The 20781-nt window shown below is 72.0% G+C and carries 17 protein-coding genes; 10 read left to right on the top strand and 7 right to left on the bottom strand.

Features of this window, described 5'->3' with window-relative positions:
- Window positions 1–9: 9 nt before the first annotated feature.
- The 4 genes from MQV74_RS30700 to MQV74_RS30685 all read right to left on the bottom strand — a co-directional run bounded on the left by MQV74_RS30700 (window position 10) and on the right by MQV74_RS30685 (window position 5594).
- The gene (locus MQV74_RS30700; protein ID WP_242724975.1) at window positions 10–939 is read right to left on the bottom strand and encodes a carbohydrate ABC transporter permease; all 930 of its coding nucleotides are present in this window, start codon (window positions 937–939) and stop codon (window positions 10–12) included.
- A 35-nt stretch (window positions 940–974) separates the two neighbouring features.
- Entirely contained in the window at window positions 975–2417 is a 1443-nt protein-coding gene (gene ngcE / locus MQV74_RS30695) for an N-acetylglucosamine/diacetylchitobiose ABC transporter substrate-binding protein (RefSeq protein ID WP_242724972.1), read from the bottom strand.
- 1039 nt (window positions 2418–3456) lie between these two features.
- Window positions 3457–4098, bottom strand: a complete 642-nt coding sequence (locus MQV74_RS30690) for a response regulator transcription factor (protein WP_242729242.1) — start codon at window positions 4096–4098, stop codon at window positions 3457–3459.
- 311 nt (window positions 4099–4409) lie between these two features.
- On the bottom strand, window positions 4410–5594 hold the full coding sequence (locus tag MQV74_RS30685) for a sensor histidine kinase (protein ID WP_278194250.1): 1185 nt from the start codon (window positions 5592–5594) through the stop codon (window positions 4410–4412).
- A gap of 185 nt (window positions 5595–5779) precedes the next feature.
- On the opposite strand from MQV74_RS30685, the gene MQV74_RS30680 reads away from it, so the two are divergent.
- Genes MQV74_RS30680 through MQV74_RS30670 form a run of 3 tightly spaced genes read left to right on the top strand, consistent with a single transcriptional unit; the run spans window position 5780 to window position 9017 of the window.
- Complete coding sequence (locus MQV74_RS30680) at window positions 5780–6190, top strand: DUF4190 domain-containing protein (RefSeq protein ID WP_242724966.1); 411 nt, start codon at window positions 5780–5782, stop codon at window positions 6188–6190.
- A 3-nt stretch (window positions 6191–6193) separates the two neighbouring features.
- On the top strand, window positions 6194–7801 hold the full coding sequence (locus MQV74_RS30675; protein ID WP_374120718.1) for an alpha/beta hydrolase: 1608 nt from the start codon (window positions 6194–6196) through the stop codon (window positions 7799–7801).
- Between the two features lie 34 nt (window positions 7802–7835).
- Window positions 7836–9017, top strand: a complete 1182-nt coding sequence (locus MQV74_RS30670; protein ID WP_242724961.1) for a serine hydrolase domain-containing protein — start codon at window positions 7836–7838, stop codon at window positions 9015–9017.
- 16 nt (window positions 9018–9033) lie between these two features.
- Here MQV74_RS30670 and MQV74_RS30665 read toward each other — a convergent pair whose 3' ends face one another.
- Entirely contained in the window at window positions 9034–10008 is a 975-nt protein-coding gene (locus MQV74_RS30665; RefSeq protein WP_242724959.1) for an RNA polymerase sigma-70 factor, read from the bottom strand.
- A 192-nt stretch (window positions 10009–10200) separates the two neighbouring features.
- On the opposite strand from MQV74_RS30665, the gene MQV74_RS30660 reads away from it, so the two are divergent.
- The 3 genes from MQV74_RS30660 to MQV74_RS30650 all read left to right on the top strand — a co-directional run bounded on the left by MQV74_RS30660 (window position 10201) and on the right by MQV74_RS30650 (window position 15497).
- Window positions 10201–10959: an SDR family oxidoreductase gene (locus tag MQV74_RS30660; protein WP_242724957.1), complete on the top strand. Its 759-nt coding sequence runs from the start codon at window positions 10201–10203 to the stop codon at window positions 10957–10959.
- Window positions 10960–11012: 53 nt separating this feature from the next.
- On the top strand, window positions 11013–11462 hold the full coding sequence (locus tag MQV74_RS30655; RefSeq protein ID WP_242724955.1) for a hypothetical protein: 450 nt from the start codon (window positions 11013–11015) through the stop codon (window positions 11460–11462).
- Window positions 11463–11639: 177 nt separating this feature from the next.
- Complete coding sequence (locus tag MQV74_RS30650; protein WP_242724954.1) at window positions 11640–15497, top strand: GH92 family glycosyl hydrolase; 3858 nt, start codon at window positions 11640–11642, stop codon at window positions 15495–15497.
- Here MQV74_RS30650 and MQV74_RS30645 read toward each other — a convergent pair.
- Window positions 15451–15897: an ATP-binding protein gene (locus MQV74_RS30645; RefSeq protein ID WP_374120717.1), complete on the bottom strand. Its 447-nt coding sequence runs from the start codon at window positions 15895–15897 to the stop codon at window positions 15451–15453. The two genes, MQV74_RS30650 and MQV74_RS30645, sit on opposite strands and share 47 nt — an antisense overlap.
- 154 nt (window positions 15898–16051) lie before the next feature.
- Here MQV74_RS30645 and MQV74_RS30640 point away from each other — a divergent pair, with 154 nt between their 5' ends.
- From MQV74_RS30640 to MQV74_RS30625, 4 genes are read left to right on the top strand one after another with little or no spacing between them, the layout of a single operon-like run.
- Window positions 16052–16834, top strand: coding sequence for a helix-turn-helix transcriptional regulator (locus MQV74_RS30640; RefSeq protein ID WP_308402330.1), 783 nt, complete (start codon window positions 16052–16054; stop codon window positions 16832–16834).
- Window positions 16831–17082 (top strand): DUF397 domain-containing protein, encoded by a 252-nt coding sequence (locus MQV74_RS30635; protein WP_242724938.1) that lies wholly within the window; start codon window positions 16831–16833, stop codon window positions 17080–17082. Before MQV74_RS30640 ends, MQV74_RS30635 begins: the two co-directional genes overlap by 4 nt.
- A 16-nt stretch (window positions 17083–17098) precedes the next feature.
- Window positions 17099–17776, top strand: coding sequence for a DUF7019 family protein (locus MQV74_RS30630; protein ID WP_242724929.1), 678 nt, complete (start codon window positions 17099–17101; stop codon window positions 17774–17776).
- Window positions 17777–19795 carry a HEAT repeat domain-containing protein gene (locus MQV74_RS30625; RefSeq protein ID WP_242724927.1) on the top strand — a complete coding sequence of 673 codons (2019 nt, stop codon included), beginning with the start codon at window positions 17777–17779 and terminating at the stop codon, window positions 19793–19795.
- On the opposite strand, the gene MQV74_RS30620 is transcribed toward MQV74_RS30625, so the two are convergent.
- Entirely contained in the window at window positions 19792–20739 is a 948-nt protein-coding gene (locus MQV74_RS30620) for a helix-turn-helix domain-containing protein (RefSeq protein ID WP_242724925.1), read from the bottom strand. The two genes, MQV74_RS30625 and MQV74_RS30620, sit on opposite strands and share 4 nt — an antisense overlap.
- Window positions 20740–20781: the final 42 nt, after the last annotated feature.

Below are 20781 nucleotides of genomic sequence, written 5' to 3'. Positions count from 1 at the left end.
CGCGCCTCCCTAGTACTCGATGCGCTCGCGGCGGCTGAGCCGCAGCGTGACGATGGACACGATCAGGGTGAGCAGCAGCATCACGACGCCCATGGCGCAGGCGTAGCCGCTCTTGCTGTACGTCTGGAAGTTGCGCATCAGGTACGTCGAGATGACCTCGCTGCTGTGGTCGGGGCCGCCGCCGAAGTCCTGCGAGGTGAGCGTGGAGATCAGCAGGAACGCGTCCATGGAGAGGATCGCGAGGAACACCCAGGCCGTCTGGATGGTCTCCCAGAGCAGCGGGAGCGTCACCCGGAAGAAGGTCTGGATCCGCCCGGCGCCGTCGAGGAGCGCGGCCTCGTAGATGTCCTTGGGGATGGACTGCATGGCGGCGGAGAACAGGACCATGTAGAAGCCCGCGCCGGCCCAGATCATCACGAAGACGATGCACCACAGGACCAGGTCGGGGTCGTTCAGCCACTCCGTCGGGTGGTTCTTGTCGCCGAGCCCGACGGCCTGGAGGCTGCCGTTGATCAGACCCGAGTCGTCGCCGCGGTAGACCGCCTTGAAGAGGATGGCGAGGATCGCGACGGACAGGACCTGCGGGAAGAAGAAGACGATCCGGTAGAAACCGGACCCCTTCACGCCCGAGACGCCGCCCGCGCCGCCGCGCCCGCCGACGTTCACCATGAAGGCGAAGAACAGCGAGAGCAGGATGGTCAGGGTCGGCACGAGGACCAGGAGCAGGGCGTTGTGCTGGAGCGCCTTCAAGAAGACGTCGTCGTCCGCCAGGTCCTTGTAATTGTCGAACCCGACGAAACCGAAGTTCTGGGAGGCGCCGCTCCAGTCGGTGAACGAGTAGCTGATGGTCTGGATGTACGGCCAGATCACCAGCAACAGGTAGAGGCCGACGGGAAGGACGAGGAATCCCACGATGAACGGGTACTTGTTCCGATGCATGACACCCTGCTCCTGGCTCGCCTGAAACCCCGTGGCTACTTCCTCTTGTTCTTGTCCGTGCCCTTGGCGCGTTCCTTGTCGACCGCTTTCTGGCAGCGCTCCAGCCACTTCTTCGGCGTGAGGCGCTTGGCCATCAGTTCACCGGTGGCGTTCTGGATCTCGACGTCCAGTTCGCCGTACCACTCCGAATAGCGGAAGTTGAAGCGCTCCGGGACCGGGCAGTCGTCGACGGCCGCGAGCGCGGTCTTGATGCCGGGGCGCAGCTCGACGCTCTTGTCGACGTACTCCGGGCCGAGCACGGAGAGCGAACTGGCCTTCTTGGCGAAGTCCGTCGCGCCTTCCTTCGACAGCATCCGGCGCAGGAACTCCAGGCCGCCGGGGACGTTCTTGGCCTTGGACGGCACGATGAAGGGCTCGTCGGCGCCGACGCGCACGGCGTGCAGCTTCATCTTGGAGTCGGGGAGCAGCGGCAGCGGCAGGAACGTCATCTCGAAGTCCGCGGGCGTCTGCTTGGCCTGCTCGTTCTCCAGCCAGGAGCCGGACGGGATGAAGACCGCCTTGTACTCGTTCCACTTGGTCTGGGCCTCGGTGTGCTCCAGGGAGTTGGTGCCCGGCATCAACAGGCCCTTCTCCACGATCTCGTAGACCGCCTCGATGGAGCGCTCGGCGGCCTCGTTGCCGACGAACGCCTTGGGGTCGAGGTTGTCGATCGCCTTCACGGCGTCCATGCCGCCGGTCTTGGCGATCAGGTCCATGATCACGATGTTCATGTAGTACGGGTACTTGCCCTGGTGGGCGAGGCCGCCGATGCCCTTGGACTTGGCGTCCTTCATGATGTCGAGGAGCTGGTCCCAGGTCTTGGGGACGTCCCAACCGTGCTTCTTGAAGAGCTTGTTGGAGTACCAGAGGCCCCAGGCCGCGTAGACGTAGAACAGCGCGTGGAACTTCCCGCCGAACGTGCCCTGTTCGATGGTGCCGGGCAGCATGATGTCCCGGATCTTCTTGCTCGGGTCGTCGATGGACGGCGCGTCGAGCAGCTGGGTGAGGTCGGTCAGATGGCCGTCCTTGAACAGCGTGTCGAGCTTCATCTTCTTCGACCCGGAGTCGTCGACGACGTCCGGCGGGTTGCCCTTGTTGAAGCGGGGCTGGAGCTTTCCGGTCACGTCCTGCTCGCCGCTGTGGGAGACCTCGCCGCCGTACTTCTTCTCGAAGGAGGCCTCCCACGCCTTGGCGTACTCGTCGCCGTAGCCGCCCTTGAAGATGAAGACGTCCAGGTCGTTGTCCTTGGCGACGCCGAAGGGGTTGTCCTTGGTCTTCTTGACCGTCTTGGCCTTCTCGTCGTCGTCACCGCCGCCGGAGGCGCACGCGGACAGGAAGCCCATCGTGGGGACGGTGATGAGGCCGAGGGCCGCGCTGCGCTTGATCAGGTCGCGGCGGCCGACGCCGGACATACCGGGCGTTCCAGAGGTGGATCCCATGCTCAAGTCCTCGCTCTCTTCCAGGACTCAGGCGGTGAACCGGATCCTCCCCGGCACCGCGGAGTAGTGAAGCTGGGGTCGTGCGATGGTGCGGGACGTGTCCGGCGGCGCTCGAAAGGGCGAACCACGGCTTGCCGAACGGGCCGTGCGGACGCGCACAGGTATAGTCCACTCGCCACCGAGCAAGCAAGATCGAATGCAGCTTTGGGCAGCCACCTTTTCCGAGTTGAGACCTCTTTATGGCGGGCATGCCGGGAAATAGTACGGACCAATTCGGAAAGTCCAATTCCCGGGGGACGCGGGTGTCTTGACCTTGGGCGGTTCGACGGGGTGCGCGGGCGCGGCGGGGCGCGGCCGCCGGGGCTCGGGGCCACCGGGGCTCGGGGCCACCGGGCCGCCGGGGCTCGGGGCCGCCAAGACACGGCGGGTGGGGCGACCTGGGCGCGGTAAGTGTTCTGGCCGGTACGCGGCGGACGAGACGACCGGGACGACCCGGGGGCGTGGCCACTGGGGCGGCGGTGGGCGGAACAGCCAGAAGGCGACGGACAGTTGCCAGGACACGGTGAACGGTGCGGGTGGGACGCGGTGACGGGGACCGCTGGGCGACGGGCGGCCCGGGCGCGGGGGCCGGGGCCAGGCGGGCGAGGCGGCCGGGGATGCAGCGGCCAGACCGGCCAAGGTGACGGCGGGCGGAACGACCGGAACACGGCGGGCAGTTCGGCCAGGGCGCGGCGAGCGAAGTGAGCGGGACGCGGCGGACGGATCGGCTGGGACTGGGGTGGGCGGGGCGGAGCGGGGCGGGGCAGGGCAGCGGGTGGGGCCGCCGGGGATGCGGTGAGTCGGGCACCCGGGACTGCGGCGGAGCGGGGCGGGGCAGCCGGGGATGCGGCGGGCGGGGCCGCCGGGACTGCGGCGGGGCGGGGCAACTCCGGGGGCTGGTCAGATGGGGCAACCTCCCGGGGGGCTGGCCAGGTGGGGCAACCCGGACTGCGACGGCGGAGCGGCCGGGAGTGCGACGGACGGGGCGGCCGGGGGCCTGTCAGCCGGGGAAGCCCGGCACCACCAGGCCGGATTCGTAGGCGATCACCACGGCGTGGGTCCTGTTCTGGGCGCCGAGCTTGGTGAGCACGTTCCCGACGTGGGTCTTCACCGTCTCCAGGCTCACCGTGAGCGACTCGGCGATCTCCGGGTTGGACAGGCCGGTGGCCATGCGCCGCAGCACCTCCTCCTCGCGCCCCGTGAGCGCCGCGTTCGGCAGCGCGTCGGCGGAGTCCAGCGGGCGGGCCGCGACCATCCGGCGCAGCGCCGAGGGGAAGAGGATCGCCTCCCCCGCCGCCACCACGCGCACCGCCTCCGCGATCTGCGGGACCGGGCGCCGCTTGAGCACGAACCCGCTGGCCCCGGCGCTGAGCGCGGCGGTGACGTAGTCGTCGTTCTCGAAGGTGGTGATCACCACGACCTTCGGGGGCTCGGCGGTGTCGGCGAGGAGGTGCCGGGTGGCCTCGATCCCGTTGCGGCGCGGCATCCGTACGTCCATCAGGACCACGTCGGGGCGCAGCCGCCGCGCCTGCTCCACCGCCTCGACGCCGTCGGCGGCCTCACCGACCACGGCGATGCCCGGCTGCGCCGCGAGCAGCACGCGCAACCCGCTGCGCGTCACCGCGTCGTCGTCCGCGATCAGGAGGGTGACGGGGGTGTCGGCGGGGCCGGGCGCGACAGACGCGGACGCGGGCGCGGGCGCGACGGACGCGGACGCGGGCGCGGGCGCGGGGGAGGCGGAGGCGGAGGCGGAGGCGGGGCCGAGCGCGGCGGACGCGGACACGGAGCCGGGCGCCACGGACGCGGACGCGGGGCCAGGCGCGGCGGACGCGGAGCCAGGCGCGGCCGAGGCGGACGCGGAGCCAGGCGCCACGGACGCGGACGCGGAGCCGGGCGCGGCGGAGGCGGAGGCGGGGTCGGGCGTGTCGGGACCCGCGCCCGCGGCTGCGGCGATCATGCCGACAACCGTACGGGCAGCCGCACCGCCAGCCGCCAGTGGTGCGGCCCGTCCGCGCCGGACTCCATCTCGCCGTGCAGCAGCCGCACCCGCTCGGCGAGTCCGGGCAGGCCGTGCCCGGAGGTCGGGAAGGCGCCCGGGCTCCGGCCGGGACCCGCCCCGGTCCGGTTGACCACGCGGAGTTCGAGGCTGTCGGGCGCGGCCGCCACGCGGACCTGGAGGGGGCCGCCCGCCCCGTGCCGCAGCGCGTTCGTCAGGCCTTCCTGGAGGATCCGGTACGCGGCCCGGGAGAGCGTGCCCTGCACCTGCGCGAGGTCGCCCGTGAGGTCGGGCTCCACCGCCGCGCCCGCGTGCCGCAGCCGGTCGAAGAGCTCGGGCAGATCGGCCAGGGTGCGGGCCGGGGCCGTCTCCGACTCCTGCTCGCGCAGCACGCCGAGCACGTAGTCGAGGTCTTCGAGGGCGGACCTGGCCGACTCCTCGATGCTGCGCAGGGCGGCCCGCGCGGCCACCGGGTCGGCGGCGAGCACCTCGCCCGCGACGGCCGCCTGGATCGTGGTCGCCGTGAGCGTGTGCCCGATCGAGTCGTGCAGCTCGTGGGCGAGGCGGTTGCGTTCGGCGAGGGCCCGCTCCCGCTCGGCCGCGAGCGCGAGCCGCTCGGCCGACGACGGTCCGAGGAGCCCGGGCGCGAGCCACCGCAGGGCGCTCGTCACCGCCGCGCACACGGCCGCCGCGAGGAGCAGGCAGGCGAGCCCCACCGCCCAGCTCGCCCAGCCGTCGCCCGGCCGCGCGGAGCGGCCGAACAGGCTCAGCTCGAGCTCGGCGTCGAGCCAGCCGCCCGGCAGGGTCACGCCCAGGAGCAGCAGCAGGCCGCCCACCAGCGCCCCCGTCCACCCGATGGCCACGTGCAGCAGCAGCCAGAGGGGGGTCCGCAGGCGGTCGACGGCGGGGGCGGGCGCGGCCGCGGGAGCCGGCAACGCCACCTTCAGCAGTCGGCGGGCGGCCGCGACCAGCCCGCGCCGCGTGGTGCGCGCGAGGCCCACCGCGCCGATCAGCGCCGCCCAGACGAGCAGGGTCAGAGCGACCTGCACGCCATAAGGAGCGGACCGCCATCCCAGCGCCGGAAGCATGGCGAAAGGCAGCAGCGGAAGGCTCGCGAAGGCGCCGAGAACGGCGAACAGCATGCCTGCGTATGTGGAGCCGCGCAGCAGCGGCCGTATTCCCCTCAACATGATTCGTCCAGTATCCCCGGAGGTCCCACGGGCGGCCTCCCCCGATCGGGGGAGCTCCTTTTCCCGCTTTTCCGCGATGTGTTTCCGGGCCCCGAAAAGCAGGATCTTTCCCGGAACGACGGACCGGAGGACGACCGATGAACACGCAAGAGCTGGAAATGCACCAGCGCCACCCGGCATGGCCCGCGAGGACGGGAACACCCCACGGAGCCCCCGGCACGCGGGCCCCGGGCGGCGGGAACCGCACGGCCCGGGCCGCCCTGGTCCTCGGTGTCGTCGGCCTGGGCACCTCGGTCGTCTTCGTCGGCGGCCTGCTCGGGGTCGTCGGTCTGGTCCTGGGCCTCGGTGCCCTGCGGACGGCCCGGCGGACCGGCGTCGGCCGGGGCAGGGCCGTCGCCGGTGTGGTGACGTCGGCCCTCGCGATCACGGCGTCCGTCGCGGCCGCCTTCCTCTTCGTCTGGTACGCGAACCAGACGCAGGAGTGCTACGAGCCCGACAGCTTCCGGCAGTACGCGCAGTGCGTCCGCGACCAGTTCGGCGGTGCCTGACCGATGGGAAGGAACATCGTGGCGCGCGCAACCCGCACGGCGTCTCTTCTGGCAGTCGGCATCACGGCGGCCTTCGTCCCGGCCCTGACACCGGCGGCGGCAACCGCCGCACCCGAAGCCGCCACGGCCGGAGATCCTCTTCGCCCGTACGCCCAGCAGCAGCCCCACTGGCAGCGCTGCGACGCCCGGAGCCCCGCCGCCTTTCAGTGCGCGACCCTCGAAGTGCCGCTGGACTACGGCGACCCGGGCGGCACGAGGACGACCATCGCGATATCCCGCCTGAAGGCGACGAGCGCGGCGGAACGCCGGGGCGTGCTGCTGCTCAACCCCGGCGGCCCCGGCGGGCCCGGCCTCCATCTGCCGGTCGACCCGGCGATGCGCCTCTCCGACGACGTACGCGAACGGTACGACCTCATCGGATTCGACCCGCGGGGCATCGGGCGCAGCTCTCCCGTCAGCTGCGGTCTGACGCGCGGCGAGCAGGAGATGGAGCACCCGTACGCGGCGCGGACCTTCGCGAAGGACGTGCGGTGGGCCCGGACGGTGGCCGCCAAGTGCCGGGCCGCGCGGGGCGCCGGGCTGCGGCACCTCACCACCCGCAACACCGCCCGCGACATGGACGTCGTCCGTGCCGTGCTGGGCGAGAAGAAGATCTCCTACCTGGGGTTCTCCTACGGCACCTACCTCGGGGCCGTGTACACGCAGATGTTCCCGCGCCGGGCCGACCGGTTCGTCCTCGACAGCGCGGCCGATCCGGGGCGGTACGGGCGCGGCATGTTCCTGGCGATGGCGGAGGGCGCCGAACCCGCCTTCGCGCGGTGGAGCGCGTGGACCGCCCGGCGGCACGCGGCGTACGGGCTCGGCAGGACCCCCGCCGAGGTCCGGTCGGCCTTCTGGGGCCTGGTCGCCCGGGCCGACCGCGAGCCGCTCGTCCTCGACGGTCAGCGCCTCACCGGTGACGACCTCCGCGCTCAGCGCACCACGTTCTTCCACGTGCGCAAGGCCGCCGTGTGGGTCACCGGGCTGAAGAAGGCGGCCGGGAGCGGGAAGCGGGCCGAAGCCGGGCAGCGGGCCGAAGCCGGAAAGGCGGCCCCGCCGGTCCGGGCCCCGCGTCCCGCCCCGCCGGCACCCGCCCTCGCTGCCCCCGGCGCGCCCGGAACCCCCGGCGCCCACGCCTCCCCCGCCATCCCCGCCGACAACGACACAGCCGCCGCCTGGTCCGTCCTCTGCGCCGACACCCGCGCCTCGTGGCCGAGCGACCCCCAGCGGTACCGGCGCGACGCGATCCGCGACAAGGCCCGGTACCCGCTGTCCGGCGACTTCGCGTCCGGCATCAAGCCGTGCGCCTTCTGGCAGCCGGGCAGCGAGCCCGCGACCACGGTGAACAACACGGCCCGCGCGCTGATCGTGCAGAACGCGTGGGACCCGCAGACGCCCCTGCCCGGCGCCCGGGCCATGCACCGGGTCCTGCACGGCTCCCGGATGGTCACCGTCGCCGGAGGAGAGGGCCACATCGTCAACGGCACCAACTCCTGCGCGGACGACACCGCCACGCGCTACCTGACCACGGGCAGGCTCCCCGCCAGGGACCTGACCTGCCCGACCGACTAGTACCCATTCCCCCATCCCCTTGAGGAGTTGGCTCATGCGCACGCAGACATGGCAGAGGTCCCGCCCGTCCGAGCAGCGGCGGCGACGCGTTCGGCGCTCCCTCGTGCCGTCGGTGTCCGTGGCGGCCGCCGCGGTCATGGCCCTCGGAGCCCTCGCGCCCTCGGCGACGGCCACCGCCGCCGCGCCCGACCCCGTCCAGCGCGGCCTGAACGCCCTGGTGGACCCCCACAGCGTGCCCGGCGCCCTGGCGAGCGTGACGGACCGCGAAGGCCGCACCCGTACGTACACCGCGGGCGTCGGCGACATCGCCACCGGCGCGAAGGTGCCCCGGGACGGACAGGTGCGGATCGGCAGCAACACCAAGGCCTTCACCGCGACCGTCGTGCTCCAGCTGGTCGGCGAGAGGAAGATCCGTCTCAGCGACAAGGTCGACGACCATCTGCGCGGCGTCCTGCGCGGCGACGGCATCGACGGGCGGAAGATCACCATCCGCCAGCTCCTCCAGCACCGCAGCGGCCTGCCCAGTTACGTCGACTACCTCGACGAGGACATCCACCCCTACGAGCCCCGCGAACTCCTGGCCCGCGCCCTGAAGCACAAGGCCCACTTCAAGCCGGGAAGGAAGTGGGAGTACAACAACACGAACTACCTGGTCCTCGGCCTCATCGTGGAGAAGATCACCCACCGCTCGATCGCCCAGGAGATCGAGCGGCGCGTCATCAAGCGCCTCGGCCTGCGCCACACCTACTTCCCCGCCCACGGCGACGCGACCATCAAGGAGCGCCACCCCCAGGGCTACTACCAGTCCGCGGCGGGCGCGCCGCTGGTCGACGCCACGGAGTGGGATCCCTCCTGGGCCTGGGCCGCGGGGCAGATGGTCTCCACGAACACCGACCTGAACCGGTTCTACACCGCGCTCCTGGGCGGGCGCCTGCTCAAGGAGGACCAGCTCGAGCAGATGCAGAAGACCACCCCCGCCACGTACCCGTTCCCCAAGGGGGCCCGCTACGGCCTCGGCCTCGTGAAGACGCCCCTGTCGTGCGGCGGCGTCGCCTGGGGCCACGGCGGCAGCATGACGGGCTACGAGACCCGCGGCGGTGTCGTCCTGAAGCACGGCGAGCCGGTCCGCTCCGTCAACGTCGCCGTGACCACGCAGCCGGGCCAGGCGGTCAAGGACGGCATGGACAAGGTCGTGGACGAGGCCCTCTGCCGCTGACGGTCGGGCCGGGGAATCAGCGGCTGACGGCGGTCTCCCGCGCCACCCGCGACAGCTTCTCGGGGTTGCGGACGTGGTAGGCCCCGGTGACGAAGCCGTTCTCGACCCGCACGGCCACGACACCGTCGACCTCGCCGTCGACGCGGACGACGAGGCCCGGCCCGCCGTTGATCTGGACCGGCTCGACCGACCTGTCGGCGTCGCGCCGCCACCAGCCGCCCGCCAGCAGACGGGCCACCTTGTCCGCGCCCACGATGGGCCGCAACAGGGCGTGTTTCACTCCGCCGCCGTCGCTCAGGGCGACGACCTCCGGCGCGAGGACGTCGAGCAGGCTCTGCAACTCGCCGGTTTCGACGGCTCGCTGGAAGGCCCGGAGCGCGGCTCGGGTCTGGTCCGGGGACACGGCGCCGCGCGGTCGGCGCGCGGCGACGTGTGCCCGTGCCCGATAGGCGAGCTGGCGGACGGCGGCCGGGCTCCTGCCGACGGCCTCGGCGATCTCGTCGTAGTCGAGAGCGAACACCTCGCGCAGCACGAACACCGCTCGTTCGACGGGCGCGAGCGTCTCCATCACCAGGAGCATCGCCATCGAGAGGCTGTCGGCCAGCTCGACGTCCTCGGCCACGTCCGGCGCGGTGAGGAGCGGCTCGGGCAGCCACGGTCCGACGTAGGACTCCTTGCGCCGGCCGAGCGCGCGCATCCGGTCCAGTGCCTGCCGGGTGACGATCCGCACCAAGTAGGCCCGTTCCTCCCGCACGGTCGCCGGGTCGACGGCCGCCCAGCGCAGCCAGGTCTCCTGGAGGACGTCTTCGGCGTCGGCGGCCGAGCCGAGCATCTCGTAGGCGACGGTGAACAGCAGATTGCGGTGGGCGACGAACGCCTCGGTGGCGGAGTCCGCCGACTCCGCCCGGGCGGCGGCAGCCACCGGCTCCGCTCCGGCGGCACGGCCGAGCGGCTCGGCCGTGCCCGTGGTGTGTTCCGTGCGCTCGCTCATCCCCGGCTCCCGCCTGTTCCTTCCCGCCCCTGGCTCCACGCACTAGACGCCGGTGCCCGCCGTTCCGTAACACCCTCCGGCCGGTGGCCTGTGTCACACGGCCGCGGCTGTTACGGGCGGTGGGGCACCGGCGTCTCGTGTTCGTCAGGGCACCGTGCGTACGGACCACCCGTGCCGAGAAGGGCAGAGAACGTGAACACCAGTAAGTTCGCAGTGGCAGGAGCGACCGGGCGGCTGGGACGCCACGTCGTGGACGTCCTCACGGAACGGGGACATCCGGTCGTGCCGATGTCCCGCGCGACCGGCGTGGACATCATCACCGGAGCGGGCCTGGCCGAGGCGCTCACCGGGGTCGACGTCATCGTGGACGTCGCGTCGTGGCACGCCTCCGAGCAGGAGGCCGCCACGGAGTTCTTCCGCACGGCCACCCGCAACCTGCACGAGGCCGGAGACCGTGCCGGGGTCGGCCTCATCGCCGCCGTGTCCATCATCGGCGCCGACAAGGCCACCGCCGGATTCGTCGCCGCCCAGCAGGTCCACGAGGCGGCCCACCTGTCCGGGCCGTTGCCCGCGCGCCTTCTGCGGGCGGCGCAGTTCCACGAACTCGTCGGCCAGCTCCTGGACTGGCAGCAGGGGGACGTCGCCCACATCCCTGATCTGCCCACCCAGCTCGTGGCCTGCCGCACCGTGGCGGAAACGCTGGTCGACCTGGCCACCGAGCCCGACGGGGCGCGTCCCGGCACGCCGGTCCCCGAGGTCGCCGGGCCCCGAAGGGAGAGCATGGCCGAGGCGGCACGGCTCCTCGGCGCCCGCCGGGGCATCGAGGTCGTCGCCGTCGACGGCTCCGGCATGCCCGATGCCGAGATCGCGGCGGCAGGCGGGTTCCTGCCAGGACCGCACGCCAAGCTCGCCGGTCCCGGCTTCCGGGAATGGCTCGACGCCCAGTCCTGACACGTCGGCCGGACGTGCGGATGAGCCACACCGCCGCGAGAAAAGGGACTTCGATGCACAACACTTCTTCCGGGGGCACGCTCTCCCCCGCCAGGGCGGCCACGGCCCGGGTGGTCCACGGTCGCGGCGGCCTCGCACTGCTGCGGGTCGTGGCCGCCCTCGCCTGTCTTGAGACCTTGGTGCAGGGCCTGCTCGCCGGGATGCTGCTGAACGGCGACGTCGATTCGATCGACCCGCACGGCGTCAACGCCTACGTCTTCGAGCTCCTCGTGTTCCTCCAAGTCGCGGCCGCCGTCCTGGTGTGGCGCCGCAACCGCTGGCTGACCTGGCCGCCGAAGGCCACCCTCGGCATCCTGGTGGCCACCTTCACCCAGACCGCGCTGGGTCTTGAGGGCTCGCTCGCCGCACACGTCACCCTCGGCGTGGCCCTGTGCGCGATGGAGACGGCGCTCGTCCTGCGGGCCTTCACGCTCCCCGCGCAGAACGGGGCCGCGCCCGCCTGAGGGCGGTCGGGGCGCGGGTGGGGCGAGGCCGTGGGAGCGCGGCTGCCGCCGCACCCGCCCCCCGGGAAGCCTCCCGGCATCGGCAACACCCTTGACACCGCTCGCCACTTGCCGCCCTACTGGTCCTTGCGCAGCCGCGTGACAACGTTGTCCGGATGGGCAGGGAGGGAGTCAGGGATGGGGTACGGACGTCGGGGACGCAGACCGGGCGGGGGGCTGCTTGTCGGGGTCACCGCCCTGACCGTGGTCGCCGCCTCGCAGGGCGCGGCCGTGGCGGGCCCTGAGCAGAGGCCGCGCGCGGAGCGGGAGTTCAGCTCCTCGTTCGAGGCGGGGCAGCCCGCGCCGGACTGGCTGAACACCGTGGAGACCGGTCCTGACGGCAAGAAGCGCGCCGCCGGCGTGAACGGAGCCTTCACCTCCGGGATACCCGGCGGCGTCAACGACCGGGTCGTGGGCGTCAGGGCCAGCGGCGAGCACAGCGGCTCCGGCGAGGTGAAGGAGAACCTCGTCGACGGCGAGAAGAGCACGAAGTGGCTCACGTTCGCCAAGTCGGGCTGGGTGGAGTTCACGCTCGACTCCCCCACCAAGGTGGCGCGGTACGCGCTGACGTCGGCGAACGACCACGCGCAGCGCGACCCGAAGAGCTGGACGCTCCAGGGCTCGACGGACGGCCGGGACTGGAAGGACCTCGACAAGCGCGAGGGCGAGACGTTCGGCGAGCGGTTCCTGACCAAGACGTACGACTTCGCGAACGACACCGCGTACACGCACTTCCGTCTGGACATCTCGGCGAACAACGGCGGCGCCGAGATCCAGCTCGCCGACCTCCAGCTGTCCGTCGGCGGCTCCGACGTCCCCGTGCCGCCCGAGGACATGCAGAGCGCTGTCGACCGCGGCCCGGCCGGGTCGCCGACGGCGAAGGGCCGGGCGGGCTTCACCGGCAAGCAGGCCCTCAGGTACGCGGGCACGCACACCGCCGCCGGGCGCGGCCACTCGTACAACAAGGTCTTCGACGTGGACGTGCGGGTGGGCCGGGACACCGAGCTCGGGTACCGCGTCTTCCCGTCGATGGACGACGAGGAGTACAAGAAGGCGCCGTACGACGCCACGAACGTCTCCGTGGACCTCGCCTTCACCGACGGTACGTATCTGAGCGACCTCAAGCCAACCGACCAGCACGGCTTCCCGCTCACTCCGCGCGGGCAGGGCGAGGCCAAGGTGCTCTACGCCAACCAGTGGAACGACGTGGCGTCGCGGGTCGGTGACGTGGCGGCCGGAAAGACCGTGGACCGGATCCTCGTCGCGTACGACTCGCCCAAGGGCCCGGTGAAGTTCCGCGGCTGGGTGGACGACATATCCCTGGCGGAGAAGGCCCCGCCCAAACCCAAGGCGCACCCCTCCGACTACGCCTCGACCACGCGCGGCACCAACTCCAGCCGCGACTTCTCCCGCGGCAACACCTTCCCCGCGACGGCCGTCCCGCACGGCTTCAACTTCTGGACCCCGGTGACCAACGCGGGCAGCATCGACTGGCTCTACGACTACTCCCGGGGCAACAACGACGACAACCTCCCCACCCTCCAGGCGTTCAGCGCGAGCCATGAGCCGAGCCCCTGGATGGGTGACCGGCAGACGTTCCAGATCATGCCGTCGGCCGCGAAGGACACCCCGGACGCGGCCCGTGACAAGCGCGCGCTGCCGTTCCGGCACGAGAACGAGACGGCACGCCCGCACTACTACGGCGTGACCTTCGAGAACGGCCTGAAGGCCGAGATGACGCCGACCGACCACGCGGCGATGTTCAAGTTCACCTACCCCGGTGACGACGCGAGCGTGATCTTCGACAACATCGAGAAGACGGGCGACACCCAGCACGCCGTCGGCCTGACCCTCGACAAGGAGAAGGGGATCGTCACCGGCTACTCCGACGTGAAGTCGGGCCTGTCGGCGGGCGCGACCCGCATGTTCGTGTACGGCACCTTCGACCGTCCGGTCACGGACGGCGGCAAGCTGACGGGCGGCGGCACCACGGACGCCACCGGCTACTTCCGCTTCAAGACCGGCGCCGACCGCGAGGTCTCGCTGCGCCTGGCCACCTCCCTGATCAGCGTCGACCAGGCGAAGGCGAACCTGGACGCGGAGATCCCCGCGGGCACGTCCTTCGCCAAGGTCAAGGACAAGGCCCAGAAGCAGTGGGACGACGTCCTGGGCCGGGTCGAGGTGGAGGGCGCGAGCGAGGGCCGGCGGACGTCGCTGTACTCCAGCCTGTACCGGCTCTACCTCTATCCCAACTCCGGCTTCGAGAAAGTCGGTTCGACGTACAAGTACGCGTCCCCGTTCACCAAGCAGCCGAGCCCGGACACCCCGACCCACACCGGCGCGAAGATCGTCGAGGGCAAGCCGTACGTCAACAACGGCTTCTGGGACACCTATCGCACGACGTGGCCCGCGTACTCGCTCCTGACGCCGAAGAAGGCGGGCGAACTGGTCGACGGCTTCGTGCAGCACTACAAGGACGGCGGCTGGACCTCGCGCTGGTCGTCGCCGGGCTACGCGGACCTGATGACCGGCACGTCCTCGGACGTGGCGTTCGCCGACGCGTACGTGAAGGGCGTCAAGGGCTTCGACGCGAAGGCGGCGTACGACGCGGCCGTGAAGAACGCGACGGTCGCCCCCGACAAGTCGGGCTACGGCCGCAAGGGCATGACGAACTCGCCGTTCCTCGGCTACACGCCGTCCGAGACGCACGAGGGCCTGTCGTGGGCCCTTGAGGGGTACGTCAACGACTACGGCATCGCGAAGATGGGCCAGGCCCTCTTCAAGAAGACGGGCGACAAGCGCTACAAGGAGGAGGCGTCCTACTTCCTCAACCGCGCCCGTGACTACGTGAAGCTCTTCGACGCCAAGGCCGGGTTCTTCCAGGGCAAGGACAAGAAGGGCGCCTGGCGCGTCCCCTCGGAGAAGTTCGACCCGCGCGTGTGGGGCCACGACTACACCGAGACCAACGCCTGGGGCTACGCCTTCACCGCCCCGCAGGACTCGCGCGGCCTCGCCAACCTCTACGGCGGCCGGAAGGGCCTGGCGAAGAAGCTCGACACGTACTTCGTGACGCCCGAGACGGCGTCCCCGGAGTTCATCGGCTCCTACCCGGGCGTCATCCACGAGATGACCGAGGCCCGTGACGTGCGCATGGGCATGTACGGGCACTCCAACCAGGTCGCGCACCACGCCGCGTACATGTACGACGCGGCCGGGCAGCCCTGGAAGACCCAGGAGAAGGTCCGCGAGGTGCTGTCCCGCCTGTACACCGGCAGCGAGATCGGCCAGGGCTACCACGGCGACGAGGACAACGGCGAGCAGTCGGCCTGGTACCTGTTCTCCTCGCTCGGCTTCTACCCACTGGTCATGGGCAGCGGTGAATACGCCATCGGCTCCCCGCAGTTCAAGAAGGCGACCGTACGCCTCGACAACGGCGGCACGCTCGTCGTGAAGGCCCCCAAGAACAGCGCGCAGAACGTCTATGTGCAGGGCCTCAAGGTCAACGGCAAGAAGTGGAACTCCACCGCCCTGCCGCACGAGGAGATCGCGCGCGGCGGCGTCCTCGAATTCGACATGGGCCCGAAGCCGTCCGCCTGGGGCTCCGGCAAGGGCGCCCAGCCGGTGTCCGTCACGGACGACGACAAGGTCCCCTCGCCCCGCGAGGACGCGACGCGCGTCGAGGGTGAACTGTTCGACAACTCCTCGTCGACGTACGCGAGCGCCTCGTCGGTCGTGGTGCCGGTCGCGTCCCGCACCAAGGCCGTGCAGTACACCCTCACCTCGGCGGACGCCGCGAAGGCTCCGCGCGGGTGGGTGCTCCAGGGCTCGCCCGACGGCGAGAAGTGGACGACGGTCGACAAGCGGTCCGGCGAGTCCTTCGCCTGGGACCGGCAGACCCGTCCGTTCACCGTCAGCGATCCCGGCTCGTACGTGAAGTACCGCCTGGTCTTCACCGGGGGCCGCGCCAGCCTCTCGGAGGTGGAGCTGCTGCGCTGACGCCGTCGGCGAACTCGGCCCAGACGACCTTGCCGGGGTGGCGCTCCGCCACGCCCCAGCTGTCGGCCAGGGCCGCCACCAGCAGGAGCCCGCGCCCCGACTCGTCGGCGTCCCCTTCGCCGACGAGCCGGGACGTGCCGGTGCCACTGTCGTGGACCTCGATGCGTACGCCGCCGCCGTCGCGGAGCAGCCGGAGCTTGAACCCCCGCCCTGGCGGAGCGCCGTGCACCAGGGCGTTGGTCGACAGCTCGCTCACACAGAGCGTGATGTCATCGGCCCGCTTCTCGATTCCCCAGGCGTCGAGCACGGCGTGTGTGAACGCCCGGGCCGCCGGGACCGACTGCCGCTCCCGCCGGTAGAAGCGTTCCCGGAGGGGCGTGGGGGGAGTTTCGCCATTCACGTGACGACAGTCACACCCCACGGTGGCCATCCAGCAGTGCGCCAGGTCGTACAGATTCGTTGTACGACCTGGCACCGGTAACCGGAGCCGGTGCGTGGGGAGTTGTCAGCACATGAGCAGGCCGAAGCGACGATCGCGGAAGAACGCCTCAGCTATGAAGATGGTGGGCGCGCTGCTCGCCCTCCATCGAGAACGCGCCGGGTACACCCAGAAGTCCCTGGCCGAACACTTCGCCCTCGAGGACCAGATCGCCTCCATCGAGCAGGGCCGACGACTCCTGAAGATGGACCTGGCGATCCAACTCGACGAACTACTGGGCACGTACCGGACGTTCGAGACGGCCGTTGAGCACATGCCAGAGGTCGACTTGCTTCCCCGGTTCGCCGAGGAGTTCATGGACCAGGAGCAAGAGGCCATCGTGATCGAGTGGCTGGAGACCATGCTGGTGCCCGGCCTGCTCCAGACGGAGGCGTACGCGCGAGAGCTCTTCCGGGGCCGCATTCCGCCGTTCGACGAGGGCAAGATCGAGGAACTCGTCGCCAAGCGGATGGCGCGGCAGGGCCTTCTCCATCGCAGGTATCCGCCGATCACCAGCTTCGTGGTGGCGGAGGCGGCGCTGCACGCCCGCCTGGGCGGGAAGAGTGCGCAGGCCGGGCAACTGCGCCACTTGCGGGAGTGTTCCGAACTCCCCGGTCTCACCTTGCAGGTTCTGCCACTGCGCCATACCTCCAACGCGGCGCTCACAGGTCCGTTCATCGTGCTGGAGACCCCCGAGCACCAGCGGCTCGTCTACACGGAGACCCATCGCGGCAGCCACCTGATCGCCGACCCGGACTCGGTGGCGGTCCTCGTTCAGAAGTATGGAATGCTGCGCGCAGAGGCCCTCAACGCCGAGCACACCAGGGCACTGTTGGACAGGTTGCTAGGAGAGCTATGAGCGACAGCACCGCGCTTGAGTGGTTCAAGTCCAGCTACAGCGACGAAGACGGGCAGGCCTGCCTGGAAGTCGCGTACGCGTGGTTCAAGTCAAGCCACAGCGGAAGCGACGGAGGTAACTGCCTCGAAGTGGCAGCCGGGCCGACCGTCGTCCACGTCCGCGACTCCAAGGCCCCGGGCAGAGGGCATCTCACCCTCACCCAGGCCACCTGGACCGCCTTCCTGACCCTCCCCCAGGGACGTCCCTGAAAACGGCGGCGGGCGCGTGCGCTACTACATCTACCTCTCCACCGCCAAACTGGACATGCTCTACGAGCAGATCCCGCCCGGGCTGGCGCGGCGGCTCGCCGTGGAGGCGAAGGTCGACCTGAAGGTCCTCAGCCTGGCCGTGCAGTCGCCGCGTGGCGACACGAGTACGTACGACCGGCTCGACCTCGTGGAGGCGTACCTGGAGCGGGAGTTCGACGTCAGCTGGATGTCGGAGCCGAGCGCCTGGTTCCGGGGGGACCTGGGGCTGCGGATCGTGGGGGACGGCGAGCCGAACAGTCCGACGCTGATGACGGGCCGCGACGGCGACACGGTCGTCGCGCTGATCGGGTCGGCGCACCACCTGATCGGGCATCGGGCCGCGCCGGACCTGCACCGGGTCGGCTACTCGGGGCTGCCGTCGATGTTCCGGCTGCTCCAGGAGGTCCCGCCGGAGTGGGAGAGCCAGTTCAACGGGCGCTGGCGGGGCCGGATGCCGAGCCGGGAGAGCGTGGCGCGCGACGTGCTGCACTTCGCGGAGGCGTTGACGGTGCCGCCGGTGTACTGCGAGTTCCTGGCGCGGCGGCTGCTGAGCGGCACCGTGACGCGCGAGGACGGGCGGGAGCTGACGGTCGTCGTCGGGACGCCGGTGTACGTGGCGATGTCGGACGGTGAGCACGAGGGCGGGGAGGCCTGAGTGAAGGGGGAGCCCTCGATATCCGACCTGGTGCGCATGCGCATGGCGGGCGACGTCGAGGGGCTGTGCCGGGCCGCGCGGTCCGACGCCGTCGACGTCGGCGCGTTCGCCACCATGGCGTTGGGTGGCAGCACGGGTTCGCCGGAGGTCGTCGAGACGCTTCTGGCCTGTCTGCGGCGGCGGGAGAACCCGTCCGTGGGGTCGCCGTGGCAGGCCGCGAGGGCGCTGGGGCGGCTGCGTGCGGAACGTGCCGTACCCGAGTTGCTGTGGCTCGTGGCCGAGGGGCCGCACAGCCGCGGGCAGTTGGACCGCCCGGCCGCCGACGCGCTGGTCGACATGGGCGGGCCGGAGGTCGTCCGAGGCCTGCTGGATCTCCTGGACCGGCAGACGGCCGCCGGGAAGAGCACGTTCCGGGTGATCGACGCGCTGGCCCGGCTGCGGGCGCCCGAGGCCGTGACGCCGCTGCTCGCCACGCTCTGGAGCCGCCTGCCCGCCCAGGCGGAGCACGTGGTGCGGGCGCTGGGCGCGATCGGGGACCGGCGCGCGGGCTCCGCTCTCCTCGTCCTGGCGCAGTCGCCCGCGTCGGGCGAGCACCTGCGCCGGGCGGCGCTCAGGGCGCTGCACGAGCTGCCCGAGGCCGACTGGCCGCCCGCGCACCCGTACCCGGCCGCCGAGACGCTGCTCCACGCCGCGCAACGCGACCCCGACCCCGAAACGGCGCGGCTCGCGACCGCTCTGCTCTCCAGGACCGCCGACGGCAGGGATCACCTGTGGCACGTCGTCCGCGAGGCGGCGCGCACCCCGGACGCGCCCGAGTGCCCGCCCCACGCGGTCGCCGCCGTCTGCGCCCAGGTGGCGACCGAGCCCGGCCTCTTCGTCACGTCGGCCCCCGGTACGTACCACGCGCTGCTCCGGCACCAGCTGCGCGAGTCGGCGGCACCGGCGGTGCGCCGCGCCGCCGCCGGGGCCCTGGCCGCGTTCTCGGGCCCGCCGGCGGCGGACGCCCTCCTCGCGGCGCTGGGCGACCCGCACGTCAGCGACACGGCGGCGGACCTCATCGCCGAGCTCACCCATCCACCGTTTCCTAGGCTCCTGAGCCTGCTCACGAAGGCGGGTCAACAGCGGGGTGCGGCACGTGCGTTGGGGGGCATCGGGGACGCGGAGGCCGCCCCGGCGCTGCTCGCCCTCGCGGCGGACCTGACGGCCCCGGCGGCGGTGCGCGCGTCCGCCGCCGACGCCCTCGGCGCCCTGCGGCACGCACGGGCCGCCGCGCCCCTCGCGGCCCTGGCGGCGGACGAGGAGCAGCCCGGCACGCTGCGCGCCCGGGCCGTCCGGGCCCTCGGCCTGATCGGCGCCCCGGAGTCCCTGCCGGTGGTGCTCGCCTGCGCGCGCTCCCCGCACGAGGCGGTGCGGGCGCGGGCGGTGGCGGCGCTCGGCGGGTTCCCGGTGCCGGAGGCCGCACGGGCGCTCGGGGAGTTCGTCACGCGCGCCCTGGCGCCGGAGGACACCGGTCCCGACATCACCCGTACCGCCGTGCTCGCCCTGGGGCGGATCGGCGCCCCCGCCCTGCCCGTCCTCGTCGCGCTCGCCGACGGCGCGGACGAGTGGGGCGACGACGTGGCGGACCGGCTCGTCGCCGCGCTCGCCGCCCGCCCCGAGGCCGAGGCGACCGCGGCCCTGCTCCGGCTCGCGGCGGCACCGGAGCTGCCGCCGAAGGTCAGGTACGCCGCGCCTCTCGGCGGGCCGCTCGCCCTGTCGCGCCCGGCGCGGGAGGCCGCGTCCCTCGCGCTCGTCGAGCGGGGCACCCCCGAGGACCTCGCTCCCCTGACGGCGCTCCTCGGCCCCGGCGCGTGGTTCGGCGCGCAGGAGGCGGCCGTCCACGCCTTGCTGAGGATCGGCACCGCCGAGGCCCACGAGCACGTGCTGGCGTTCTGCCACCGGGCCGCGCACTTCTCCTCGTGGCACGTCGAAGCCCTGGACGTCGTCGCCGAGGCCCGCGGAGTGCGGCTCGGCCCCTAGGGGCGCGCCCGGAACGCCCTCCGGTAAGCACCCGGTGTCGTACCGAGTGCCCGTACGAAGCGCCGGTGGAGGTTGGTGGCCGAGGAGAGGCCGACCCGGTGAGCGATCGCCTCCAGAGGAAGGTCGGAGGACTCAAGGAGTTCGCGGGCCGCGGTGATGCGCCGGGCGAGGAGCCACTGCCCCGGGGTCGAGCCCAGCTGCTCGGTGAAGCGGCGGGCGAGCGTGCGCCCGGAGACGCCGATGTGTGCCGCCAGGTCCTCGACGGAGAGGGACTCGCCGAGGCGTCCCGTCACCCACTCAAGGAGCGGAGCGAGCGAGCCGTCGATCTGCGCGGCGTGCGGCGCCGCCGCGAACTGGAGCTGCCCGCCCTCGCGGTGGGGCGGCATGACCATGCTCCGGGCCACGCGGGCGGCGTAGTCGGCGCCCTGGTCCGTACGCACCAGGTGCAGGCACAGGTCGATGCCCGCGCCGGAGCCCGCGCTCGTGGCCACGTCGCCGTGGTCCACGTACAGCACGTCCGGATCGACCTGGACCGCCGGGAACCCGGCGGCCAGTTCCGCCGCCCGCGCCCAGTGCGTGGTGGCGCGCCGCCCGTCAAGGAGACCCGCTCGCGCCAGGGGGAAGGCGCCCGAACAGATGCTGGCCACCCGCGCCCCCCGGCCGTGCGCGCGGCGCAAGGCCGACACGATCGCGGCGGACGGCGGCTCCTCGGTGGGCAGCCACCCGGGGACCAGCACGGTGTCCGCCCGGTCGACCTCCTCAAGGCCCGCGGCGACGGACATGTCGTACCCGGCGAGCGTCGGGACCCGCCCGGGGTGCTCGGTGCACACGCTGAACGTGTAACGACGCGGGATTCCGGGGCGCTCGATGCCGAACACATCGGCCGCGCAGCCGAGTTCGAAGGTCGACTGGGGCGGGTGGACCAGGGCAACCACATGATGCATGGCAGGAAAGTACAGCAGATTGTCATTTCTGACACTGGGCCG

Origin of the sequence: Streptomyces sp. AN091965 (assembly GCF_022698285.1) — a bacterium.
GTDB lineage: Bacteria > Actinomycetota > Actinomycetes > Streptomycetales > Streptomycetaceae > Streptomyces.
Note: the sequence above shows the minus strand (reverse complement) of the source record. Positions and strands in the feature narration are given on the sequence as shown.